At 71.7% G+C, this 18571-nt stretch carries 9 protein-coding genes; 1 reads left to right on the forward strand and 8 read right to left on the reverse strand.

Annotated elements, in window-relative coordinates; translation table 11 throughout:
• Positions 1–42: 42 nt before the first annotated feature.
• From nagE to VGT80_RS09655, 3 genes are all read right to left on the reverse strand, one after another.
• Positions 43–1812 (reverse strand): N-acetylglucosamine-specific PTS transporter subunit IIBC, encoded by a 1770-nt coding sequence (gene nagE, locus VGT80_RS09645; protein WP_327455189.1) that lies wholly within the window; start codon positions 1810–1812, stop codon positions 43–45.
• Positions 1809–4325, reverse strand: a complete 2517-nt coding sequence (ptsP, locus tag VGT80_RS09650) for a phosphoenolpyruvate--protein phosphotransferase (RefSeq protein ID WP_327455191.1) — start codon at positions 4323–4325, stop codon at positions 1809–1811. Before ptsP ends, nagE begins: the two co-directional genes overlap by 4 nt.
• 94 nt (positions 4326–4419) lie before the next feature.
• A complete protein-coding gene (locus tag VGT80_RS09655) occupies positions 4420–5838 on the reverse strand; it encodes a M20 family metallopeptidase (protein ID WP_327455193.1) in 1419 nt (472 codons plus the stop codon).
• Between the two features lie 259 nt (positions 5839–6097).
• Between VGT80_RS09655 and VGT80_RS09660 the strand changes: the two genes are divergently transcribed.
• Positions 6098–6994, forward strand: coding sequence for a flagellin (locus VGT80_RS09660; protein ID WP_327455195.1), 897 nt, complete (start codon positions 6098–6100; stop codon positions 6992–6994).
• 88 nt (positions 6995–7082) lie between these two features.
• On the opposite strand, the gene VGT80_RS09665 is transcribed toward VGT80_RS09660, so the two are convergent.
• The 5 genes from VGT80_RS09665 to VGT80_RS09685 all read right to left on the reverse strand — a co-directional run bounded on the left by VGT80_RS09665 (position 7083) and on the right by VGT80_RS09685 (position 18560).
• Complete coding sequence (locus VGT80_RS09665; RefSeq protein ID WP_327455197.1) at positions 7083–8534, reverse strand: efflux transporter outer membrane subunit; 1452 nt, start codon at positions 8532–8534, stop codon at positions 7083–7085.
• A 5-nt stretch (positions 8535–8539) separates the two neighbouring features.
• The gene (locus tag VGT80_RS09670; RefSeq protein ID WP_327455199.1) at positions 8540–12193 is read right to left on the reverse strand and encodes an efflux RND transporter permease subunit; all 3654 of its coding nucleotides are present in this window, start codon (positions 12191–12193) and stop codon (positions 8540–8542) included.
• On the reverse strand, positions 12190–15366 hold the full coding sequence (locus VGT80_RS09675; protein ID WP_327455201.1) for an efflux RND transporter permease subunit: 3177 nt from the start codon (positions 15364–15366) through the stop codon (positions 12190–12192). Before VGT80_RS09675 ends, VGT80_RS09670 begins: the two co-directional genes overlap by 4 nt.
• On the reverse strand, positions 15366–17366 hold the full coding sequence (locus VGT80_RS09680) for an MdtA/MuxA family multidrug efflux RND transporter periplasmic adaptor subunit (protein WP_327455203.1): 2001 nt from the start codon (positions 17364–17366) through the stop codon (positions 15366–15368). The genes VGT80_RS09675 and VGT80_RS09680 overlap by 1 nt, the downstream gene beginning before the upstream one ends.
• Positions 17367–17504: 138 nt before the next feature.
• On the reverse strand, positions 17505–18560 hold the full coding sequence (locus VGT80_RS09685) for an MBL fold metallo-hydrolase (RefSeq protein ID WP_327455205.1): 1056 nt from the start codon (positions 18558–18560) through the stop codon (positions 17505–17507).
• Positions 18561–18571 lie beyond the last annotated feature (11 nt).

The following is an 18571-nucleotide window of genomic DNA, read 5'->3' on the forward strand; positions in this document are numbered from 1 at the left end:
CGGCGGCGCAACAATCCTCGCGAGCGCTCGGCCGGCGCCCGCCTAGGCCCGGCCAATGATCGTGCGCAGTCCGGCGCCCAGCGATCCCGCAACCGGGCCCACGATCAGGTGAATGGCGCCGGACGCGGTGTGGGCCAGCGCGCGGACTCCGAGCGCCCGGAGCTTTGCCTCGTCGAGCCCGGCGGCCTGCCGCAGCACGACGCGGATCCGGCTGGAGGCTGCGTCCACCTCCAGCACATTGGCCGCCCCGCCAAGAGCCGCCAGGACCTCTGAGGCCGGCGGTCCCGCGGCCTGGACGGGCGGGGGCGCGGCCGGAGATGGTCCGCCGCGAGCTTGCGGCGCGAGAGCCAGGGCGTCGCGCATTTCGCGGGCGACGTCGTCGGCGTGCGGGCCGAGCACGACCTGCAGGTCTTTCGGCGACGGCCGCACGAGGCCGCGGCTGCCGAGCGCCTTCAACGCCGGCTCGTCGACGCGGGCCTGGTCGATGAGCTGCAGGCGAAGCCGCGTGGTGCAGGCCTCGACCGCAGTGAGATTTCCAGCCCCGCCAAGCGCGGCGATGAAGCCTTCGGCGCGGGGAACGATGGGTCCGGCCGCGGCTGTGGCGAGCATTTCCGGCTCGCGGCCCGGGGTCATCAGGTTGAAGCGGGCGATCACCACGCGGAACACGCCGTAGTAGATGGCGAAATAGACGGCGCCGACCGGGATCAGCAGCAGCGGCCGCTGCGCCTTCTGGAAGTTCAGCAGATAGTCGAAGAGGCCCGCCGAAAAGCCGAAGCCCAGCCGCACGTGCAGGGCGTCCATGACCACCATGGAGACCCCGGTGAGCACCGCGTGCAGGCCGTAGAGGGCCGGCGCCAGGAACATGAAGCTGAACTCGATGGGCTCGGTGACGCCGGTCAGCAGCGCGGTCAGGGCCAGCGACAGCAGCATGCCGCCCACCGCCTTGCGCCGCTCCGGCGGGGCCGCGTGATACATGGCCAGGCACGCGGCCGGCAGGCCGAACATCATCACCGGGAAGAAGCCGGACATGAAGGCGCCGGCGCTCGGGTCGCCGGCGAAGAAGCGCTTGAGGTCGCCCGTCGCGCCGTGGAAGTCGCCGAGGATGAACCAGGCGATGTTGTTGAGGATGTGGTGCAGGCCGGTGACGATCAGCAGCCGGTTCAGGACGCCGTAGAGGAACAGGCCCGCCGGACCGGCGGTGAGGATCGCGCGGCTGAACGCGTCCATGCCCTGGTTCACGCCGGCCCAGCCCAGGCCGAAGATCAGCGCCAGCGCCAGGCCCGCGAAGCCGCTGATGATCGGCGCGAACCGGCGGCCGCCGAAGAAGGCCAGATAGTCCGGCAGTTTGATCGCCCCGAAGCGGTTGAAGGCGCCGCCGCCGATCAGGCCCGAGAGGATGCCGATGGGTACGCCGAGCTTGGCGAGCGCTGCGGCCTTGAAGGCGGCCGTGGCCAGGTCCTTGCCCTTGCCGGCCAGGCCCGCCACCGCGTCCGGCGGCACGGCGATCAGGGCCTGGGCGCCCTGCGTGGCGACCAGGAAGCAGACCGCCCCGGCCAGCCCGGCCGCCCCGTCGCCGCCGCGCGCCAGGCCGACGGCGACCCCGATGGCGAACAGGATTCCGAGGTTGGAGAAGATCGCATCGCCCGCCGCCCCGAGCAGGGGGCCGGCCAGGGCGAGGCCAGGCAGAAAGGCGAGGTCCGGCTGGCCCAGCCGCAGCATCAGGCTGGCGGCCGGCAGCACGGCGATCGGCAGCATCAGGGCCCGGCCGAGCGGCTGGAGCGCGCTCAGCGACAGCCTGGGGAGGCGGATCATGCGGGGGCTCCTTTGGCCGCGCGCCGGCGGGCCCTGGGCTTGAGCTGAAGGGCGCGCACCTCGGCGGCGCTCGCGCGGTCGCAGGCCCGGGCGGCCAGGGCGCGGCAGGCCGGCAGGTCGAGCGTGCGGATCAGCGCCTTGATGGCCGGGATGCGCGCCGGGGCGACCGACAGCTCGCCGACGCCGAGGCCGATGAGGATGGGGACCGCGACGGGGTCGGAGGCGAGGCCGCCGCAGACGCTGACCGGCCGGTCGTGCGCCGCGGCGCCGGCCGCGGCCATGCGGATCAGCCGCAGCACGGCGGGATGCAGGGCGTCGACCTCGGCGGCGAGGCCCGGGTTCCCGCGGTCCATGGCCAGAGTGTATTGCGCCAGGTCGTTGGTGCCGATGGACAGGAAGTCGGCCTCGACGGCGATCAGGTCGGCGGTGACGGCGGCGGCCGGGGTCTCGATCATCACGCCCAGCGGCGGCGCCTCGCGGCCGAGGTCGGCGCAGGCTGCGGCAAGGATCTTGCGCATGGCCCGCAGCTCCGAGAGGCTCGACACCATCGGCGCCATGATCCGGCAGCGGCCGGCAGGCTCGACCCGCAGGATCGCCCGCAGCTGGGCGCTGAGCAGGTCGGGTTGACGCAGGCTGACGCGCACGCCGCGCACGCCAAGCGCCGGGTTCTCCTCCGCCGGCAGGGCGAGATAGGGCGCGGGCTTGTCGCCGCCGACGTCGAGCGTGCGGATGACGATGGGGCCGGCGAGCGCCTCGGCGACCGCCTGGTATTGCCGGACCTGCTCGTCCTCGGATGGCGGCGTATCGCGATGGAGGAACAGGAACTCGGTGCGCAGCAGGCCGCAGCCTTCGGCGCCGCTGCGTGCGGCGAGGACCGCGTCGGCGACCGCGCCGACATTGGCGAACACCTCGATGCGGCCGCCGTCGGCGGTGCGGCCGGGCTCGCTGGCGGCGGCCAGGGCTTCGGCGCCGCGCTGGGCGCGGGCGGCCAATTCGACGCGGGCGGCGTGCAGGCGCTTCGCGTCGCATGCCGTGTCGAGCAGGCCCGCGTCCGCGTCGAGGATCAGGGTTAGCCCGTCGGCCACCGCCAGCACCTCCGGCCCGGCGGCGACGAGGGCGGGGATGTCCATGGCGGCGGCGAGGACGGCCACGTGGGAGGTGGGTCCGCCGCGCGCCGTGCAGATGCCGCCCAGGCCCGCCCCGTCCAGGCCGACCAGGTCGCTGGGCAGGAGGTCGTCGGCCAGCAGGATCGCCCCGGCCGGCGGCGCGGCGGCTTGCGGCTGAAGGCCGCTGAGCGCCCACAGGACCTGCTGTTCGAGGTCCTTGAGGTCGTGGGCCCGCTCGGCCACGCGCGGATCGGGCGAGGCCCGCAAGGCCGCGACGCGTCCGCCAATGGCCTCGCGCCAACCGACGCCGGCGCTGGCGCCGGCCGCGATGGCGGTCCGCGCGGGCTCCAGAAGCTGCGGATCGCCGAGCAGGGCCAGGTGGGCCTCGATGATCTCGGCCGCGTCGCCGGCGAGCTGGCGCCGGCGCGCTGAGAGCCGTGAGGCCACCGAGCCCAGCGCATCGTCGAGCGCGGCGGCCTCCTGCGAGCGCCCGGCGCTGCGCTCGCTGACCGGAGCCTCGGCGACCGTGCGCTTCCAGGCCGGGCCGATCGCCAGGCCGGGGGCTGCGCGGATGCCGCGGATCGCGCCGGCCGGGGCGTTGCGGGGCGCCGGGGTGTGGATCGGCGGTGGCGGATCTGGCGCCGGGGCGGCGTTGATGGCCTCGACGACCACGGCGATGGCGGCGACCACCGCCTCGGCGTCCTCGCCGCTGGCGGTGACGGTGATCTCCTCGCCGGGCGCGACGCCGAGCGTCATGATCGCCACTGGACTGCGGGCGTCGGCGCGGGCCTCGCCGCGGGCGATCTCGACCTCGCCGGCCGCGCGCTTGGCTTCCGCCGCGATCCTGGCGGCGGGCCGGGCGTGCAGGCCGTGCGGGTGGGTGACGAGGAGGCTCCGCGAGGCGGTTCGGGCGGCCGTCGCGCGCGGGCCGGCGGCCTGAACGGCCTCCACCGCGACCACCTGCAGGATCGGGTCGCCGACCGCCACCTCGCAGCCGGTGCGCAGCACCCGCACCGCGAACGCCTCGGAATTGGTCACCAGCACCGGACTCAGCAGGCTGGGCGCGCGGCGGGCCAGTTGGTCCAGGTCGAAGCCGATCAGCCGGTCGCCGGCGGCCACGCTCTGGCCGTCTGTGACATGCACCACGAAGCCTTCGCCGCCCAGGCCCACGGTCTCCAGGCCGAGATGCATCAGGATCTCGGCGCCGTTCCCGGCGCGCAGGATCACGGCGTGCCGCGCTTCGTGCACCTTGACGATGGTCCCGGCGCAGGGCGCGAACAGCGCCTCGCCGGTGGGATCGATGGCCAGGCCTTCGCCCATCATCCGCTGCGCGAACACCGGGTCCGGCGTCTCCTCCAGCGGCGCGGCCCAGCCGGCCAGCGGCGAGAGCAGGGTGATCGCGGTCATGGCGCCAGCCGCTCGGCCGCGGCCAGCCGCGCGCGCTTGTCGGGTTCGGCCGCCGTTTCCAAGACTTCGAAAGCTCCAGGGTTCGGGCCGGAGCCTAGCCCTTCCGCGCGCCGTGGTCCGCCAGGATGATCGCCGCGCAGGCGGTGACGTTGGCGCCGGTAGGCAGGTGCAGGAATTCGTTGGGGCCGTGGGCGTTGGAGTGCGGCCCAAGCACCCCGGTGATCAGGAACTGCGAAGCCGGGAACTTGGCGCCCAGCATGCCGATGAAGGGGATCGAGCCGCCTTCGCCCATCAGCGCCGCCGCGCGCCCGAAGGTCGCCTGCGACGCCCGCTGGATCGAGGCCTCCAGCCACGGCGCGAGCGGCGGGGCGTTCCAGCCGCCGGCCGCCTGCTCGGCCTCGAAGCGGACCTGCGCGCCCTGCGGCGGATCTTCCGTGAGCGCGCGGGTCATGGCCTCGGCGGCCAAGGCGGCGTCGGTGGTCGGCGGCAGGCGCATGCTGAGCTTCAGGGTGGTCTGGGGCCGCAGGACATTGCCGGCGTTCTCCGGCGCGGGCAGGCCGTCGGCGCCGACGATGGCCAGCTGGGCGCGCCAGGTGCGGTTCAGCACCAGCTCGACGCCGTCGGACGCGGTCGGGCGCGTGCCGCCGGCGAACGGGAATTTGCGCCAGACCTCGTCGCCGAGCGCGGCGGCGGCGACCTTGGCCTGGGCGATGCGGTCGGCGGGGACCTGGGCGGTCAGCTCGGGCAGCAGCACCTCGCCGGTCTTCTCGTCCTCGAGGCGAGAGACCAGGGCGCGGGCCAGGCGAAAGCTGTCGGGAACCACGCCGGACGCATCGCCGGAGTGCACGCCCTCGGTCAGCACCTCGACGGTCAGCTGGCCCCCGGCCAGGCCGCGCAGCGATGTCGTCAGCCACAGCTGGTCGTAGTTCGCGCAACCGCTATCGAGGCAGATCACCAGCGACGGGGACCCGATGCGGCCAGCCAGGTGGTCGACGTAAAAGGGCAGGTCATAGCTGCCGCTCTCCTCGCAGGCTTCGATCAGCACCACGCAGCGGGCGCGCTTCACGCCTTGCTGCTGAAGGGCGAGCAGCGCCGTCACCGAGGCGTAGATCGCATAGCCGTCGTCGGCGCCGCCGCGGCCATAGAGCCTGTCGTCCCTGATCACCGGCTCCCAGGGGCCGAGGCCTTCGGACCAGCCGCTCATCTCCGGCTGCTTGTCCAGGTGGCCATAGAGCAGGACGGTGTCGTCGATCTCGCCGGGCGCCTCGATCAGGATCACCGGCGTGCGGCCCTCCAGGCGCACCACCTCCAGGGTCGCGCCGGGCAGGTCGGCGATCTTGGCCTTGGCCCAGCGGGCCATGTGCCCGACGGCGGCGTCGATGTGGCCGTGCGCCTGCCAGTCGGGATCGAAGTGCGGCGACTTGGCCGGGATGCGGATGTAGTCGACCAGCTCAGGCGTGATCTCGTTTCGCCAGATCTCACCCACGAATCTGTTGAGGGCGGAAGTATCCATGCCGGGCCTCGTCCTTGCCGATGAGCGGCATTACGCGATGGCGCCACCGGCCGCCAGAGGCCGCGGGCCGCGGCGCTGTAGAAATTGCCGCGGCCGCTGCAGCGCTTGCCTAGGCGCCGGCGCAACTTCTGCCGCGGGCTCGCGAAAGACCAACCAAAACAGCCGTTTCGAACTGGCGCGCGACTTGCGCCGCGCACAACCGGGCAACTGCCCCCGACGTCAGAAAGACGTCCGGACCTGAGAAGAAGGACTATCCAAGATGGCTACAAACTCCATCAACACCAATGCAGCCGCCATGGTCGCGCTGCAGAACCTTAGTGCGACTCAGACTGAGCTGGCGCAGGTCCAGAACCGGATTGATACCGGCCTGAAGATCGCCAGCGCGAAGGACAATGGGGCCATCTGGGCCATCGCGCAGACCGAGAAGGCGCAAGCCGTCTCGCTCGACGCGGTGACGAACTCGCTGAACAACGGCAAGTCGGTTCTCGACACGACGTTGCAGGCGGGCAGCCAGATGACCGACATCCTGAACCAGATGCGCGCCAAGGCTCTGGCCGCGTCTGATGCCGGCATCGACGATCCTTCCCGGACCCAGTACGAGAACGAGTTCGCCAAGCTCGCCCAGAGCTATGCGAACGTGATCGCGTCCGCGGGCTTCAACGGCGTCAACCTGGTCGACGCCTCCACCGGGAACATCTCGGCCATCGGCTCGTCCGACGGCGGGATCAAGATCACCTCGGCGCACAACGCTCTGAACGCCGCCGCCCTGTTCACCACCTCGGTAACCGTCGTCGCAGGCACGGTCGTGGCTCCGGCCACGACCGCCTCTGCCGATCAGGTCACGAGCAAGGGGAATTGGGCCGACGGCACCGGCGCCAACGCCAAGAGCGCCCTGACCGAGGTCGATGCAGCCATCAAGTCGGTGACCCAAGGCCTGTCGGGCTTCGGCGTGGACTCCAAGGCTATCGACAACCAGATCTCCCTGGTTGGCAAGCTGCAGGACAGTCTCAACGCCGGCATCGGCAACCTGGTGGACGCCAACCTGGCCCAGGAAAGTGCGAGCCTGCAGGCTCTGCAGACCAAGCAACAGCTCGGCGTGCAGGCCCTGTCGATCGCCAACCAGTCGACCAGCGTCCTTTTGGGTCTGTTCCGGTAATCCGGAGGGGCGCGGTCCGCCGCGTCCAAAGCGTTCGTACAAGCGGCGGGGAGGGCGACCTCCCCGCCGTTTTTTTCGGCGCCGCGCCTCAGAACGGAGCGGTCCAGCCGCCGCCCAGCGACTGGATCAGCGCCACCGCCGTCGTCTCCCGGGTGGCGGCCGCCTGCACGAGGGTGCGGCGGGTGTTCAGCGCGTTCACCTGGGCGGTGACCACATTGGTGTAGGCCACCTGGCCCTCGCGGTACTGGTTGAGCACCATGGTGGCGGCGAGGTCGGCGTCGGTCGCGGCGGTCTGGCGGTAGGTGTATTCCTCGGCCAGGACGCGGGTGGCGGCGAGCTGGTCCTCCACGTCCTGCAGGGCGGCGAGCACGGCCTGGCGATAGCGCGCCACAGCCTGATCGTAGGACGCCCGCGCCGCGGAGACCTGGGCATGGGTCAGGCCGCCGTTGAACAGGGTCTCGGCCGCCGAAATCCCCAGCGACCAGACGCTGTTGGACGCGCTGAACAGCTTGCCGAGCTCGGTGGCGGCGAAGCCGTAGGAGCCGGTCAGCGTCAGGCTGGGGTAGTAGGCCGCGGTCGCGACGCCGATCTGGGCGCTGGCCGAGGCCGCCCGCCGCTCGGCCGCAGCGATGTCCGGACGCCGCTGCAGCAGGGTCGAGGGCACACCCGGCGGGACCTGCGGGATGGCGGCGACCCAGTTGGGATCGGCCGGGATCGCGAAGCTCTCCGGGGTCTGGCCGGCCAGCACCGCGATGGCGTGCTCGAAGATGGCGCGGGTGCGCGTGAGGTCGGTGAGGTCGGCCTGGGTGGTGGCCAGCTGGCTCTGCGCCTGCAGCACGTCGCTGTGCGGGGCGATGCCGGCGTTGAAGCGGTTCTGGGCGATCTGCAGGCTCTTCTGGTAGCCGGCGACCGCCTGGGTGAGCAGCGTGATCTGCTGGTCGGCGCTGCGCAGGTCGAAGTAGTCGACAGCCAGCGAGCCCTGGGCCGAAAGGGTGGCCGCGGCGAGGTCAGCCTGGCTCGCCTGGGCATTGCCGCGCGCGCTCTCGATGCCGCGGCGGATGCGGCCCCAGACGTCCGGCTCCCAGCTCGCCCCGATGCTGGCGCGGTAGTTGTTGGTGGTGCGACCGCCGCCGCCGGTGACGACGGTCGTTCCCCCGGTGCCGGTGACGACCGTACCGGTGGAGCCCTTGCCCGAGCCGGAGCGGGTGGCGCTGCCGGTCAGATCGACCGTTGGGAACAGCGCCGCGCGCTGCTCGCGCACCAGGGCCTCGGCCTGGCGATAGGCGGCTTCGGCGGCGGCGACGTTCTGGTTGGAGACGACGACGCGGCTCTCGATCGCGCTCAGCGCCGGGTCGTTGAACAGGGTCCACCAGTCACCGCGCGGCGTGAGGTCGCCGGGCTGGGCCGGGTTCCAGCCCTGCTCCCTGAAGGCCGGCGTCAACGGCAGGCTGGGGCGATGGTAGTTGGGCCCGACCATGCAGCCGGCGAGCGAGGCCGCGGCGGCGCTGGAGACGAGGGCGTGGATCAGGCGGTTTCGCATGTGTTTCAACCCATGGACGGCGCTGGGGCCGGCGCGGGCCCAATGGGCGCGCCGGGCGACGGCCCGCCTGTCCGGCTCAGGAACCGCTCGTCCTTGCCGCGCGGGCGGAGGCGGTCGAGGTAGATGTAGACGACGGGCGTGGTCAGCAGCGTCAGGAGCTGGCTGGCGATCAGGCCGCCGATGATGGCGACCCCCAGCGGCTGGCGCAGCTCCGAACCCTCTCCGAAGCCGATGGCCAGGGGCAGGGCGCCGAGCCCCGCGGCGAGCGTGGTCATCAGGATCGGCCGGAAGCGCAGCAGGCAGGCTTCGCGGACGGCTTCCACGGCGCTGAGGCCGCGCGATCGTTCGGCTTCCAGGGCGAAGTCGATGATCAGGATTGCGTTCTTCTTCACGATGCCGATCAAGAGGAAGACGCCGATCAGGGCGATGATCGAGAACTCCATCTTGAAGAGCAGCAGGGCCAGCACCGCGCCGACGCCGGCCGAGGGCAGGGTGGAGAGCACGGTGATCGGGTGGACCAGGCTCTCGTAGAGCACGCCCAGCACGATGTAGATCGCCACCAGGGCCGCCAGCACCAGCACCGGCTCCTGGCTCAGCTGGTCCTGGAAGCTGCGCGCCGTGCCCTGGAAGCCGCCGCGCACATTGGTCGGCATGGCGATCTGGGACTCGGCGGCGGTGAAGGCAGCCTGGGCGTCGCTCAGCGACTTGCCGGGCGCCAGGTTGAACGAGATGGTCGCCGCGAGCTCCGCGTCCTGGTGATTGACGCTGGCCGGACTTGCCCGTTCGCTGAAGGTGGCCAGCGCCGGCAGGGGGATCATCGGCGCGGCCGCGGTGCTGACGCCGGCGCCGGTGGCGCTGTCGCGCAGCCCGGGATTGGCGCGTGCGGTGCTGGCGGCGCTGGAGGTCGTCGAGGTCGTGGTGGCGCGAGAGCCGCCGCCGCCGGATGCGCCGCTGAGCGTCGGGACAAGCGAGCCGCCGACGGCCACCGCGCTCCCGCCGCCACCGCCGCCGCTGGATCCGGCGCCCGCCGCGGCCTGGCCGAAGGCGCCGCTGCCGGCGCTGCCGCCGGCCACCGAGCCGCTCTGGGCGGTCTCATCGGGGGTGCGAGCCGGCGCGACAGCGACCGCGCCCTCGCCGGCGCCGGTCGCCCCGGACCGGCCCTGGGTCACGCTGAAGGCGCCGCCGCCGCCGCCGCTGGGGGCGCCGGTCGGGGTGGCCGTCGCGCCGAACGGGTTGGCGATGGAGGGACTGATGTCGGTGATGGCGGTTCGGCCGGCGATGACGCGGTAGAGGGTCGTCAGGGGCGTCGCGGCGCGCCTCGTCACCGTGGTCGGCGTCTTGGCCGGGATGCGCACGCTGGCCAGCGCCTCGGGCCCCTGGCCGTAGGCCTGACCGTTCTCCAGCACCACGCTGTACTGGTTGACGTCCTCGTAGATGGTCGAGATCTGCCGCTGGCCGAAGCTGTCGTAGAGCGCGTTGTCCACGTCGCGCGGCGTGACGCCCATGCGGGCGGCGGTGTCCTTGTCGACGTTGACGAAGGCTTCGACGCCATTGTCCTGCACGTCGTTGTCGAGGTCTGTGAGCGTCGGGTCCTGCTTGAGGGCGTCGGTGAGCCTGACCGTCCACTTGCGCAGGTCGGCGTCGTTGTCGGCCTTCAGGGTGTATTGGTAGAGGGCATTGCCGCCGCGACCGCCCATGCGGACGTCCTGCTGCGGGTTCAGAAACACCGCCACGCCGGTCACCCGCGAGAGCTGCGGCCGCAGGCGCGCGATGACGTCCTGACCCTTCACGCCCGGCCGCTCCGATGGCGGCTTGAGGGTGACCGCCAGGAAGCCGCCGCCGGCCCGACCGCCGCCGGTGAAGCCGACCACCGTCTGGACCGCCGGATCGCGTCCGATAATCCGCTGCATCTGCATCAGCTTGCCGCCCATGGCGGTCGCCGAGATCGACTGGTCGGCGCGCATGCCGCCGTTCAGCCGCCGGCTCTCCTGCTGCGGGAAGAAGCCCTTGGGCACGGCCATGTAGAGGTAGACGTTGAGCCCGATCACCGCGAACAGGATCAAGAGGATCAGGAGCTTGTTGCCGATCGCCCAGTCGAGGCTGCCCTCGTAGGTCTTCAGCATCCGGCTCCAGCCGGCCTCCAGCCAGCGCGCGGCGCGGTTCGGCTGGCGGGTGCGGACCTCCCGGCGCAGCAGCCAGGCGCACATCATCGGCGTCGTCGTCAGCGAGATGACCAGCGAGATCAGCACCGCGGCCGACAGGGTCACGGCGAACTCACGGAACAGTCGTCCCACCTGGCCGCCCATGAACAGCAGCGGGATGAACACCGCCACCAGGCTGACGCTGATCGACAGCACCGTGAAGCCGACCTCGCGGGCGCCCAGCAACGCCGCCTGGAAGCGGTCCATGCCCGCCTCGAGATGGCGGGTGGTGTTCTCCAGCACGACGATGGCGTCGTCGACGACGAAGCCGGTGGCCACCGTCAGCGCCATCAGGCTGAGGTTGTTGAGCGAGAAGCCCAGCAGGTACATGGCGCCCAGGGCGCCGGTCAGCGAGACGATGGTGGCGACCGCCGGGATCACGGTCGCCCGCGCGCTGCGCAGGAAGGCGCTCACCACCAGCACCACCAGGACGATGGCGATCAGCAGGGTGATCTCGATCTCGCGCAGGGAGGCGCGGATCGAGGTGGTGGCGTCCGAGGCGACCTCGAGGGTGATGTCGGAGGGCAGCTCGGTGCGTAGCTGCGGCAACGCCTTCAGGACGCTGTCGACGACGCGGATGATGTTGGCGCCCGCCTGCTGGGTGACCAGCACGACGATGGCCGGCTTGCTGTTGAACAGGCCGAGCGTGCGCAGGTCCTGCACGCTGTCGGTGACCTGGGCCACATCGCGCAGGCGGACCGGCGCGCCATTGCGCCAGGCGATCAGCAGGTTCTGGTAGTCGGCGGCCGTGTGGCCCAGGGTGTTGGTATAGAGCTGCAGGCGGCGCTCGCCGTCGTCGACGGCGCCCTTGGGCCGGTTGGCGCTGCCGGCCTGAACCGCCGCGCGCACGTCCTCGCCGGAAAGACCGTAGGCGTTGAGCGCATAGGGCAAGAGCTCGACCCGCACCGCGGGCAGGGACGAGCCGCCGATCTCCACCTCGCCCACGCCCGGCACCTGGCTGAGCCGCTGCTGCAGGATGTTGGACGCCGCGTCGTAGATCTGGCCGGGCGTGCGGGTCTTGGAGGTCAGGGCCAGGATCACCACCGGCTGGGCGGCGGCGCTGCGCTTTCGATAGGTCGGGTTGCTGCGCAGGTTGATCGGCAGGTCGGCGCGGGCGGCGTTGATCGCGGCCTGCACCTCGCGGGCGGCCGCGTCGATGTCCTTCGACAGGTCGAACTGCAGGGAGATCTGTGACGAGCCGGTGGAGCTGGAGGAGGTGATCTCGTTGACGCCGGAGATCACGGCCAGCCTGCGCTCCAGCGGGGTTGCGACGCTGGTGGCCATGTTGGACGGGCTCGCGCCAGCCAGGTTGGCGTTCACCGAGATTGCCGGATAGTCGACGTTGGGCAGGGGCGCGACGGGCAGCACGAAGAAGGCCGCGATCCCGGCCATGGCCAGGCCGATGGTCAAGAGGATGGTGGCGATCGGCCGCCGGATGAAGGGCGACGAGAGGTTCACGTCGCGGGCTCCGGATCCGGCTCGCCCGCGGTGGCGCCAGTGCGGCGCTTGCGCGGCTTCAGCCGATCGAAGGCCAGGTAGATCACCGGGGTGGTGAAGACGGTCAGCAGCTGGCTGACGATCAGGCCGCCGAAGATGGCCACGCCCAGCGGCCGGCGCAGCTCAGCGCCTTCGCCGAGGCCGATCATCAGCGGCACGGCGGCGAACAGGGCCGCCATGGTGGTCATCAGGATCGGACGGAAGCGCAGCAGGGCGGCCTGGTGGATCGCCTCGCGCGGGCTCTTGCCCTGCTCGCGTTCGGCGTCGATGGCGAAGTCGATCATCATGATCGCGTTCTTCTTCACGATGCCGATCAGCAGGACGATGCCGATGATGGCGATGACGCCCAGGTCATGGCCGGTGATCATCAGCGCCAGCAGGGCGCCGACGCCGGCCGAGGGCAGGGTCGACAGGATCGTCAGCGGATGGATGTAGCTCTCGTAGAGCACCCCCAGCACGATGTAGACGCAGACCACAGCCGCCAGGATCAGCCACAGCTCGTTGGAGAGCGAGTTCTCATAGGCCCCCGCCGCGCCGAGGAAGGTCATCGATACGGAGGTCGGCAGGCCGAGATCCTTGACGGCGCCGCGGATGGCGCTGACCGCAGCGCCCAGCGAGACGCCCGGGGCGGTGTCGAAGCCGACGGTGGCGGCCGGGAACTGGGCCACGTGGGTCACCTGTAGCGGCGCCGGCTGTTCGCGGATGGTGGCGATGGCCGAGAGCGGCGTCGGCTGACCGCCGCTGGTGGCGATCTGCAGCTGGCCCAGGCCCTGCGGCGTGGTGGCGAGCCCGGCCTGGGCCTCGAGGATCACCCGGTACTGGTTGGTCTCGGTGAAGATCGTCGAGACGATGCGCTGGCCGAACGACGAATAGAGCGCGTCGTCCACGGCCGAGGTGCTGATGCCGAGCCGGGCGGCGGTGTCGCGGTCCACGTCGATGAAGATCGCCGGCGAGGTCGCCTGGGCGTCGGTGGAGACGTTGGCGAGCTGTTTGACGGTGGCGAGCTTGGCGGCCAGGCGGCCCGCCCACTCCTGCACGTCGGCGGTATTCGAGCCCTCCAGCGACAGGCGATACTGGGTCGGCCCGGTCTCGGCGTCGATGGTCAGGTCCTGGGTGGGCTGCAGGTAGAGGGTCATGCCGGCGACGCGGGCGGCGGCGTCCTTCAGGCGCTGCATCACCTTGTCCTGCGAGCCGTGGCTGGGCTTCAGGTTGATCAGCATCTGGCCGGTGTTGAGCATGGCGTTGGTCGAGGCGTCGACGCCCACCAGGGAGCTGATGCTGTCCACGGCGGGGTCCTTGAGCAGCTCGTCGACCACCTGGCGCTGCATCTGGCTCATGCGCGAGAAGGAGATGTCGCGGGCGGCCTCGGTGCGGCCCTGCAGCTGACCGGTGTCCTGGGTCGGGAACAGGCCCTTGGGGATGACGAGGTAGAGCAGGACCGTGAGGACCAGGGTGGCCACGGCCACGATCAGCGTCGCCCGCTGCCGGTCGAGCACCCAGGTGAGCCCACGGTCGTAGCGCTCGATCAGATTGTCGAAGACCGTCTTGGATCGCCGGCCGATCGCGCCCCCTTCGGTCTGGGCGCCGGGCTTCAGCCAGCGCGCGGCCAGCATCGGGGTGAGCGTCAGCGAGACCACCGCCGAAATCAGGATGGTGATGGCCAAGGTCACCGCGAACTCGCGGAACAGGCGCCCGACCACCTCCTGCATGAACAGCAGCGGGATCAGCACCGCGATCAGCGACACGGTCAGGCTGATGATGGTGAAGCCGATCTGCTTGGCGCCGTTCAGCGCCGCCTGGAACGGCGTCTCGCCCTCTTCCACGTGGCGGGAGATGTTCTCCAGCATGACGATGGCGTCGTCGACCACGAAGCCGGTGGCGATGGTGAGCGCCATCAGCGACAGGTTGTTCAGGCTGTAGCCCAAGAGGTAGGTCACCCCGAGCGTGCCGATCAGCGAGACCGGCACCGCCAGGCTGGCGATCGCCGTGGCGCGCAGGCTGTGCAGGAACAGGAAGATCACCAGCACGACCAGGGCGACGGCCAGGAACAGTTCGAGCTCCACGTGCTGCACCGAAGCGCGGATGCCGGTGGTGCGGTCGGAGAGCACCGTCACCTTGACGGCCGGCGGCAGGCCCGCCGTGAGCGTCGGCAGCTGGGTCTTGATGGCGTTGACCGTCTGGATGACGTTCGCGCCCGGCTGGCGCTGGATGTTGACGATGATCGCCGGCGTCATGTTGGCCCAGGCCGCGAGGCGCACGTTCTCGGCCGAATCCACCACCTGGCTGACGTCGGAGAGGCGCACCGGCGAGCCGTTGCGGTAGCCGACCACCAGGGTTCCGTAGTCCGCCGCGGAGACCAGCTGGTCGTTGGCGTTGATGGCGTAGGAGCGCAGCGGGCCGTCGATAGATCCCTTGGCCGCATTGGCGTTGGCGTTGGTGATCGCCGTGCGCACCGCGTCCATGCCGATGCCGCGCGACGCCAAGGCCTGGGTGTCGATCTGGATGCGCACGGCCGGCCGCTGGCCGCCGCTCAGCGAGACGAGGCCGACGCCCGGCGCCTGGCTGATCTTCTGGGCGAGTTGGGTGTTGACGAGGTTTTGCACCTCGGTGAGCGGCACGGTGTCGGAGGTGACGGCCAGCGTCAGGATCGGGGCGTCGGCCGGATTGACCTTGGCGTAGACCGGCGGGGCGGGCAGGTCGGCGGGCAGCAAGGCGCCGCCGGCGTTGATCGCCGCCTGCACCTCCTGCTCGGCGACGTCGAGGTTCACCGTCAGGTCGAATTGCAAGGTGATGACCGAGGCGCCGGCGGAGCTGACGGCGCTCATCCGCGACAGGCCCGACATCTGGCCGAACTGGCGTTCCAGCGGCGCGGTGACGGTCTGGGCCATCACGTCGGGACTGGCGCCCGGATAGAGCGTCTGGACCTGGATGGTCGGGTAGTCGACCTGGGGCAGGGCCGACAGCGGCATCAGCCGCAGCCCCACCAGGCCGGCCAGCACGATGGCCACCATCAGGAGCGAGGTCGCGATCGGCCGCAGGATGAACGGCCGCGAGGGCCCACCGCCGGGTGGCGCGGCGGCGTCCGCCGGCGGCGCGCCGGGCGGCCCGAATTCCTCGTCGCCAGGCCCGGCCATCAGCCGGGTCCGCCGCCACCTTGGCCGCCGCCGGGACCGCGGCGGGGCATCTTGGCCATGGCGGCCTTGCAGGCCCCGCCCGCCTTGTCGGCGTTCTGACGCAGGCACATGAAGGCCTCACGTCCCTGCTGCCCGGCGCAGAGTCGCTGCATGTCGGCGGCGCAGGCCTGGCGCATGGCCTCGCGGGCCGCCTGCATCTCGGGAGACGGCGTGAAGCCGCCCTGGCCAGCGCCCGGTTGCGCGGCGGCTGGGCCGGGAGCCGGTCGGCCCCGCGCTGCCGGCCCAGGTGCGGCGGAAGGCGCCGCGGCCGGCGGGGATCCGCCACCGGGACGCCCCGAGGCCATGGCCGTCTGGCAGGCCGCGCCCGCCTTGGCGGCGTTCTGGCGCAGGCACATGAACGCCTCGCGGCCCTCCTGACCGGGACACAGCTTCTGCATGTCGGCGCTGCAGGCCTGGCGCATGGCCGTCCGCGCCGCCTGCATTTCCGGCGACGGCGTGAAGCCCGCGCCGCCCTGGGCTGGGCCACCTTGGGCCGCGCCGCCGGGCGCCGCGAACCCGGGCTGGCTGCCCGGGGTGGGGTAGGGTGCGCCCTTCGGCGGACCGCCGGGGCATCCGGGGCCGGCGATAAATCCGGGGCCCGCCGCGCCGCCGCCGAAGCCGCCACGCCCGCCGGCGCCGCCGCGCCCGCCGCCGCGCTGGCCATAGCCGCCCGCGCCGCCGCCTTGCTCGCCCGCCGCACCACCGGCCGCCGGAGCTCCGCCACGGCCCCCCGCCGCACCGCCGCCACGACCACGCCCGCCGCGCCCGCCGCCGCCCTGGCCGGGCAGCAGGATCTTGCCGCCCTCGGTCAGCCGGTCGCCGCCTTCGGTGACCACACGCTCGCAGGGCTGCAGGCCGGACAGGATCACCATCTGGGTGGCGGTGCTCTGGCCGCGCGTCACGGGCCGCTGGGTGACCGTCTGGTCAGGTTTGACGACCCATACGAAGTCGCCGTTGGGACCGGTGCGCACCGCCGTCAGCGGTACGACGATGGCGTTCTGCAAGGTGTCCAGCGTCACCCGCACATTGACGAACTGATTGGGGAACAGCGCCGCGTCGGTGTTGGCGAACCGCGCCTTGGCCCGCACCGTGCCGGTCGTCGGATCCACCTGGTTGTCCAGCGTCGAGAAGGCGCCTTGCGCCAGCGGGGTGGTGCGGGTGCGGTCGAGCGCGACCACCGGCAGGATGGCGTGGGCGGCGCGCTGCATGATCTGCGGCGCCTGATCCTGCGGGACGGTGAACTCCACGTCGATGGGGGCCACCTCGGTCAGCACCACGAGGCCGTTGGCGTCGCCGGCGCTGATCACATTGCCGACGTCCACGGCGCGCAGGCCGACGCGGCCGCTCACCGGGGCGGTGACGCGGGAATAGCCGAGGTTGAGCTGGGCGGTGCCGAGCGAGGCCTTGTCGGAGGTGACCACGCCTTGCAGCTGCTTCACGGTGGCGGCCTGGGTGTCCACGTCCTGGCGGGCGATGGAGTCCTGGGCCAGCAGGGTGCGGTAGCGGCCCAGCGTCAGCTGGGCGTTGGCGAGCTGGGCCTCGTCGCGGGTCAGCTGGCCCTGGGCCTGCATCAGGGCCATGCGCAGCGGGCGCGGATCGATCACCGCCAGCGCTTGGCCGCGGCGGACCATCTGGCCCTCCTTGAACAGCACCTGGGTGATGGTGCCGGAGACCTGCGGGCGCACGGTGATGGTCGCGGTGGGCGTGACGGTGCCCAGCGCATCGAGCGTCACGGGCACGTCGGCGATCCCGGCGCTCGCCATGCCGACCGTCGTCGGGGGCCGGCCGCCGCGCCGGCCGAAGCCGCCGCCGGGGCCGCCGGTCTTGGAGGCCTGGGTCAGCGCATAGGCGCCCCAGATGGTCCCGGCGAGCAGCAGCAGGACCAGAAGGATGATCCAGGGCCGTCGTGAGGAAGCCTGAGCATAGGGGCGTCGCCGTGGGTCACCGGCCGTAACGTCCATTCCGCCTCCGTCGCGCGTAGCTTGACCATAACCCCGCGACCTAAACTGTAGAGGGGGCGAAGCCGTTCCTCTGGGTCGCAAAAGAGGCCGGCCAGACTTAGGCCAGTTCATTGCGGCGGTGCGACGCTTTGTTTCAGCTCAGAACTGACCGAAGCGGATGTCTGTGGTCCCGGCCGGCAGCTCGATGGTCATGCCGTCCTTGCCGAGGCGCCAGTCGAGCGGTCCGCCGGCGTCCATCCCCTGGGTGAATTTCTCAGGCGTGAACATCGGCAGGCCGGACTGGGTGAGGTGGGTGAGCACCAGCCGCTTCACGCCTGCGGCGCGGGCGATGTCAGCCGCCTCCACGGGGGTGGTGTGATAGCTGAGCGTGTCGGTCATCACCGAGCTCATCCGCGGGTTGCCCAGGGTCTTCAGCATCTGGGCGAACTGGCGCGTCATCTCGGCATTCTGCGCCTCGTGGATCAGGACGTCGGCGCCCTTGGCGGCCTCGGCGAGCGGCGGCCATTTGCGGGTGTCGCCGCTGATCACCACCGAGCGGCCCTTGTAGTCGAAGCGATAGGCGAAGGCGGGCTCCACGGGCTCGTGCCGCACGCGGATGGCGGTGACGGTCAAGGCGCCGTCCTGGAGCGCGGTCGCCGTCTGCAGCCCGCTGGCCGACGGCTTCGGCATGGCGATCACGCGCGGCCGCAGCAGGCCGGCGGCGAGGTTGAACTTGAACCCATCGTGCTCGTGGTGCGCCTTGCGGAAGCCGTGGTCCGGGCCGTAGGCCAGGTTGAAGCCCGCGGCGACCTTCTCCGTGCCCGCCGGTCCGATGAGCGCCAGCGCGGCGGGCCGGCCAGCCACCCAGCTCTGCAGGTTGAATTCCCCCACCTCGCCGATGTGGTCGGAGTGCAGGTGGGTCAGGAACACGGCGCGGGCCTGGTTCAGCGGCACGCGCCACAGGATCAGGTTCTCGGTCGCCTCCGGACCGACGTCCACGAGGTAAAGTTTGTCGCCGGCCTGGATCGCCACGCAGGCCTTGGACCGGTCGCGGACGGGCAGGGGCCCCGAGGTGCCGCAGAGGATCACGCGCAGGCCGTCGGGGGCCGGCGGCGAGTCGGCGGCGAACTGCGCGCCGGCCGGCCGGGCGCTCAGCCCCAGCCCGATCGCCACCGCGATCCCCGCGAGCGCTCGCAGCACCCTTCGCCTCGACATCGAAACCCCTC

Source organism: Phenylobacterium sp. (assembly GCF_035944335.1).
In the GTDB taxonomy this organism is placed as follows: Bacteria; Pseudomonadota; Alphaproteobacteria; order Caulobacterales; family Caulobacteraceae; genus Phenylobacterium.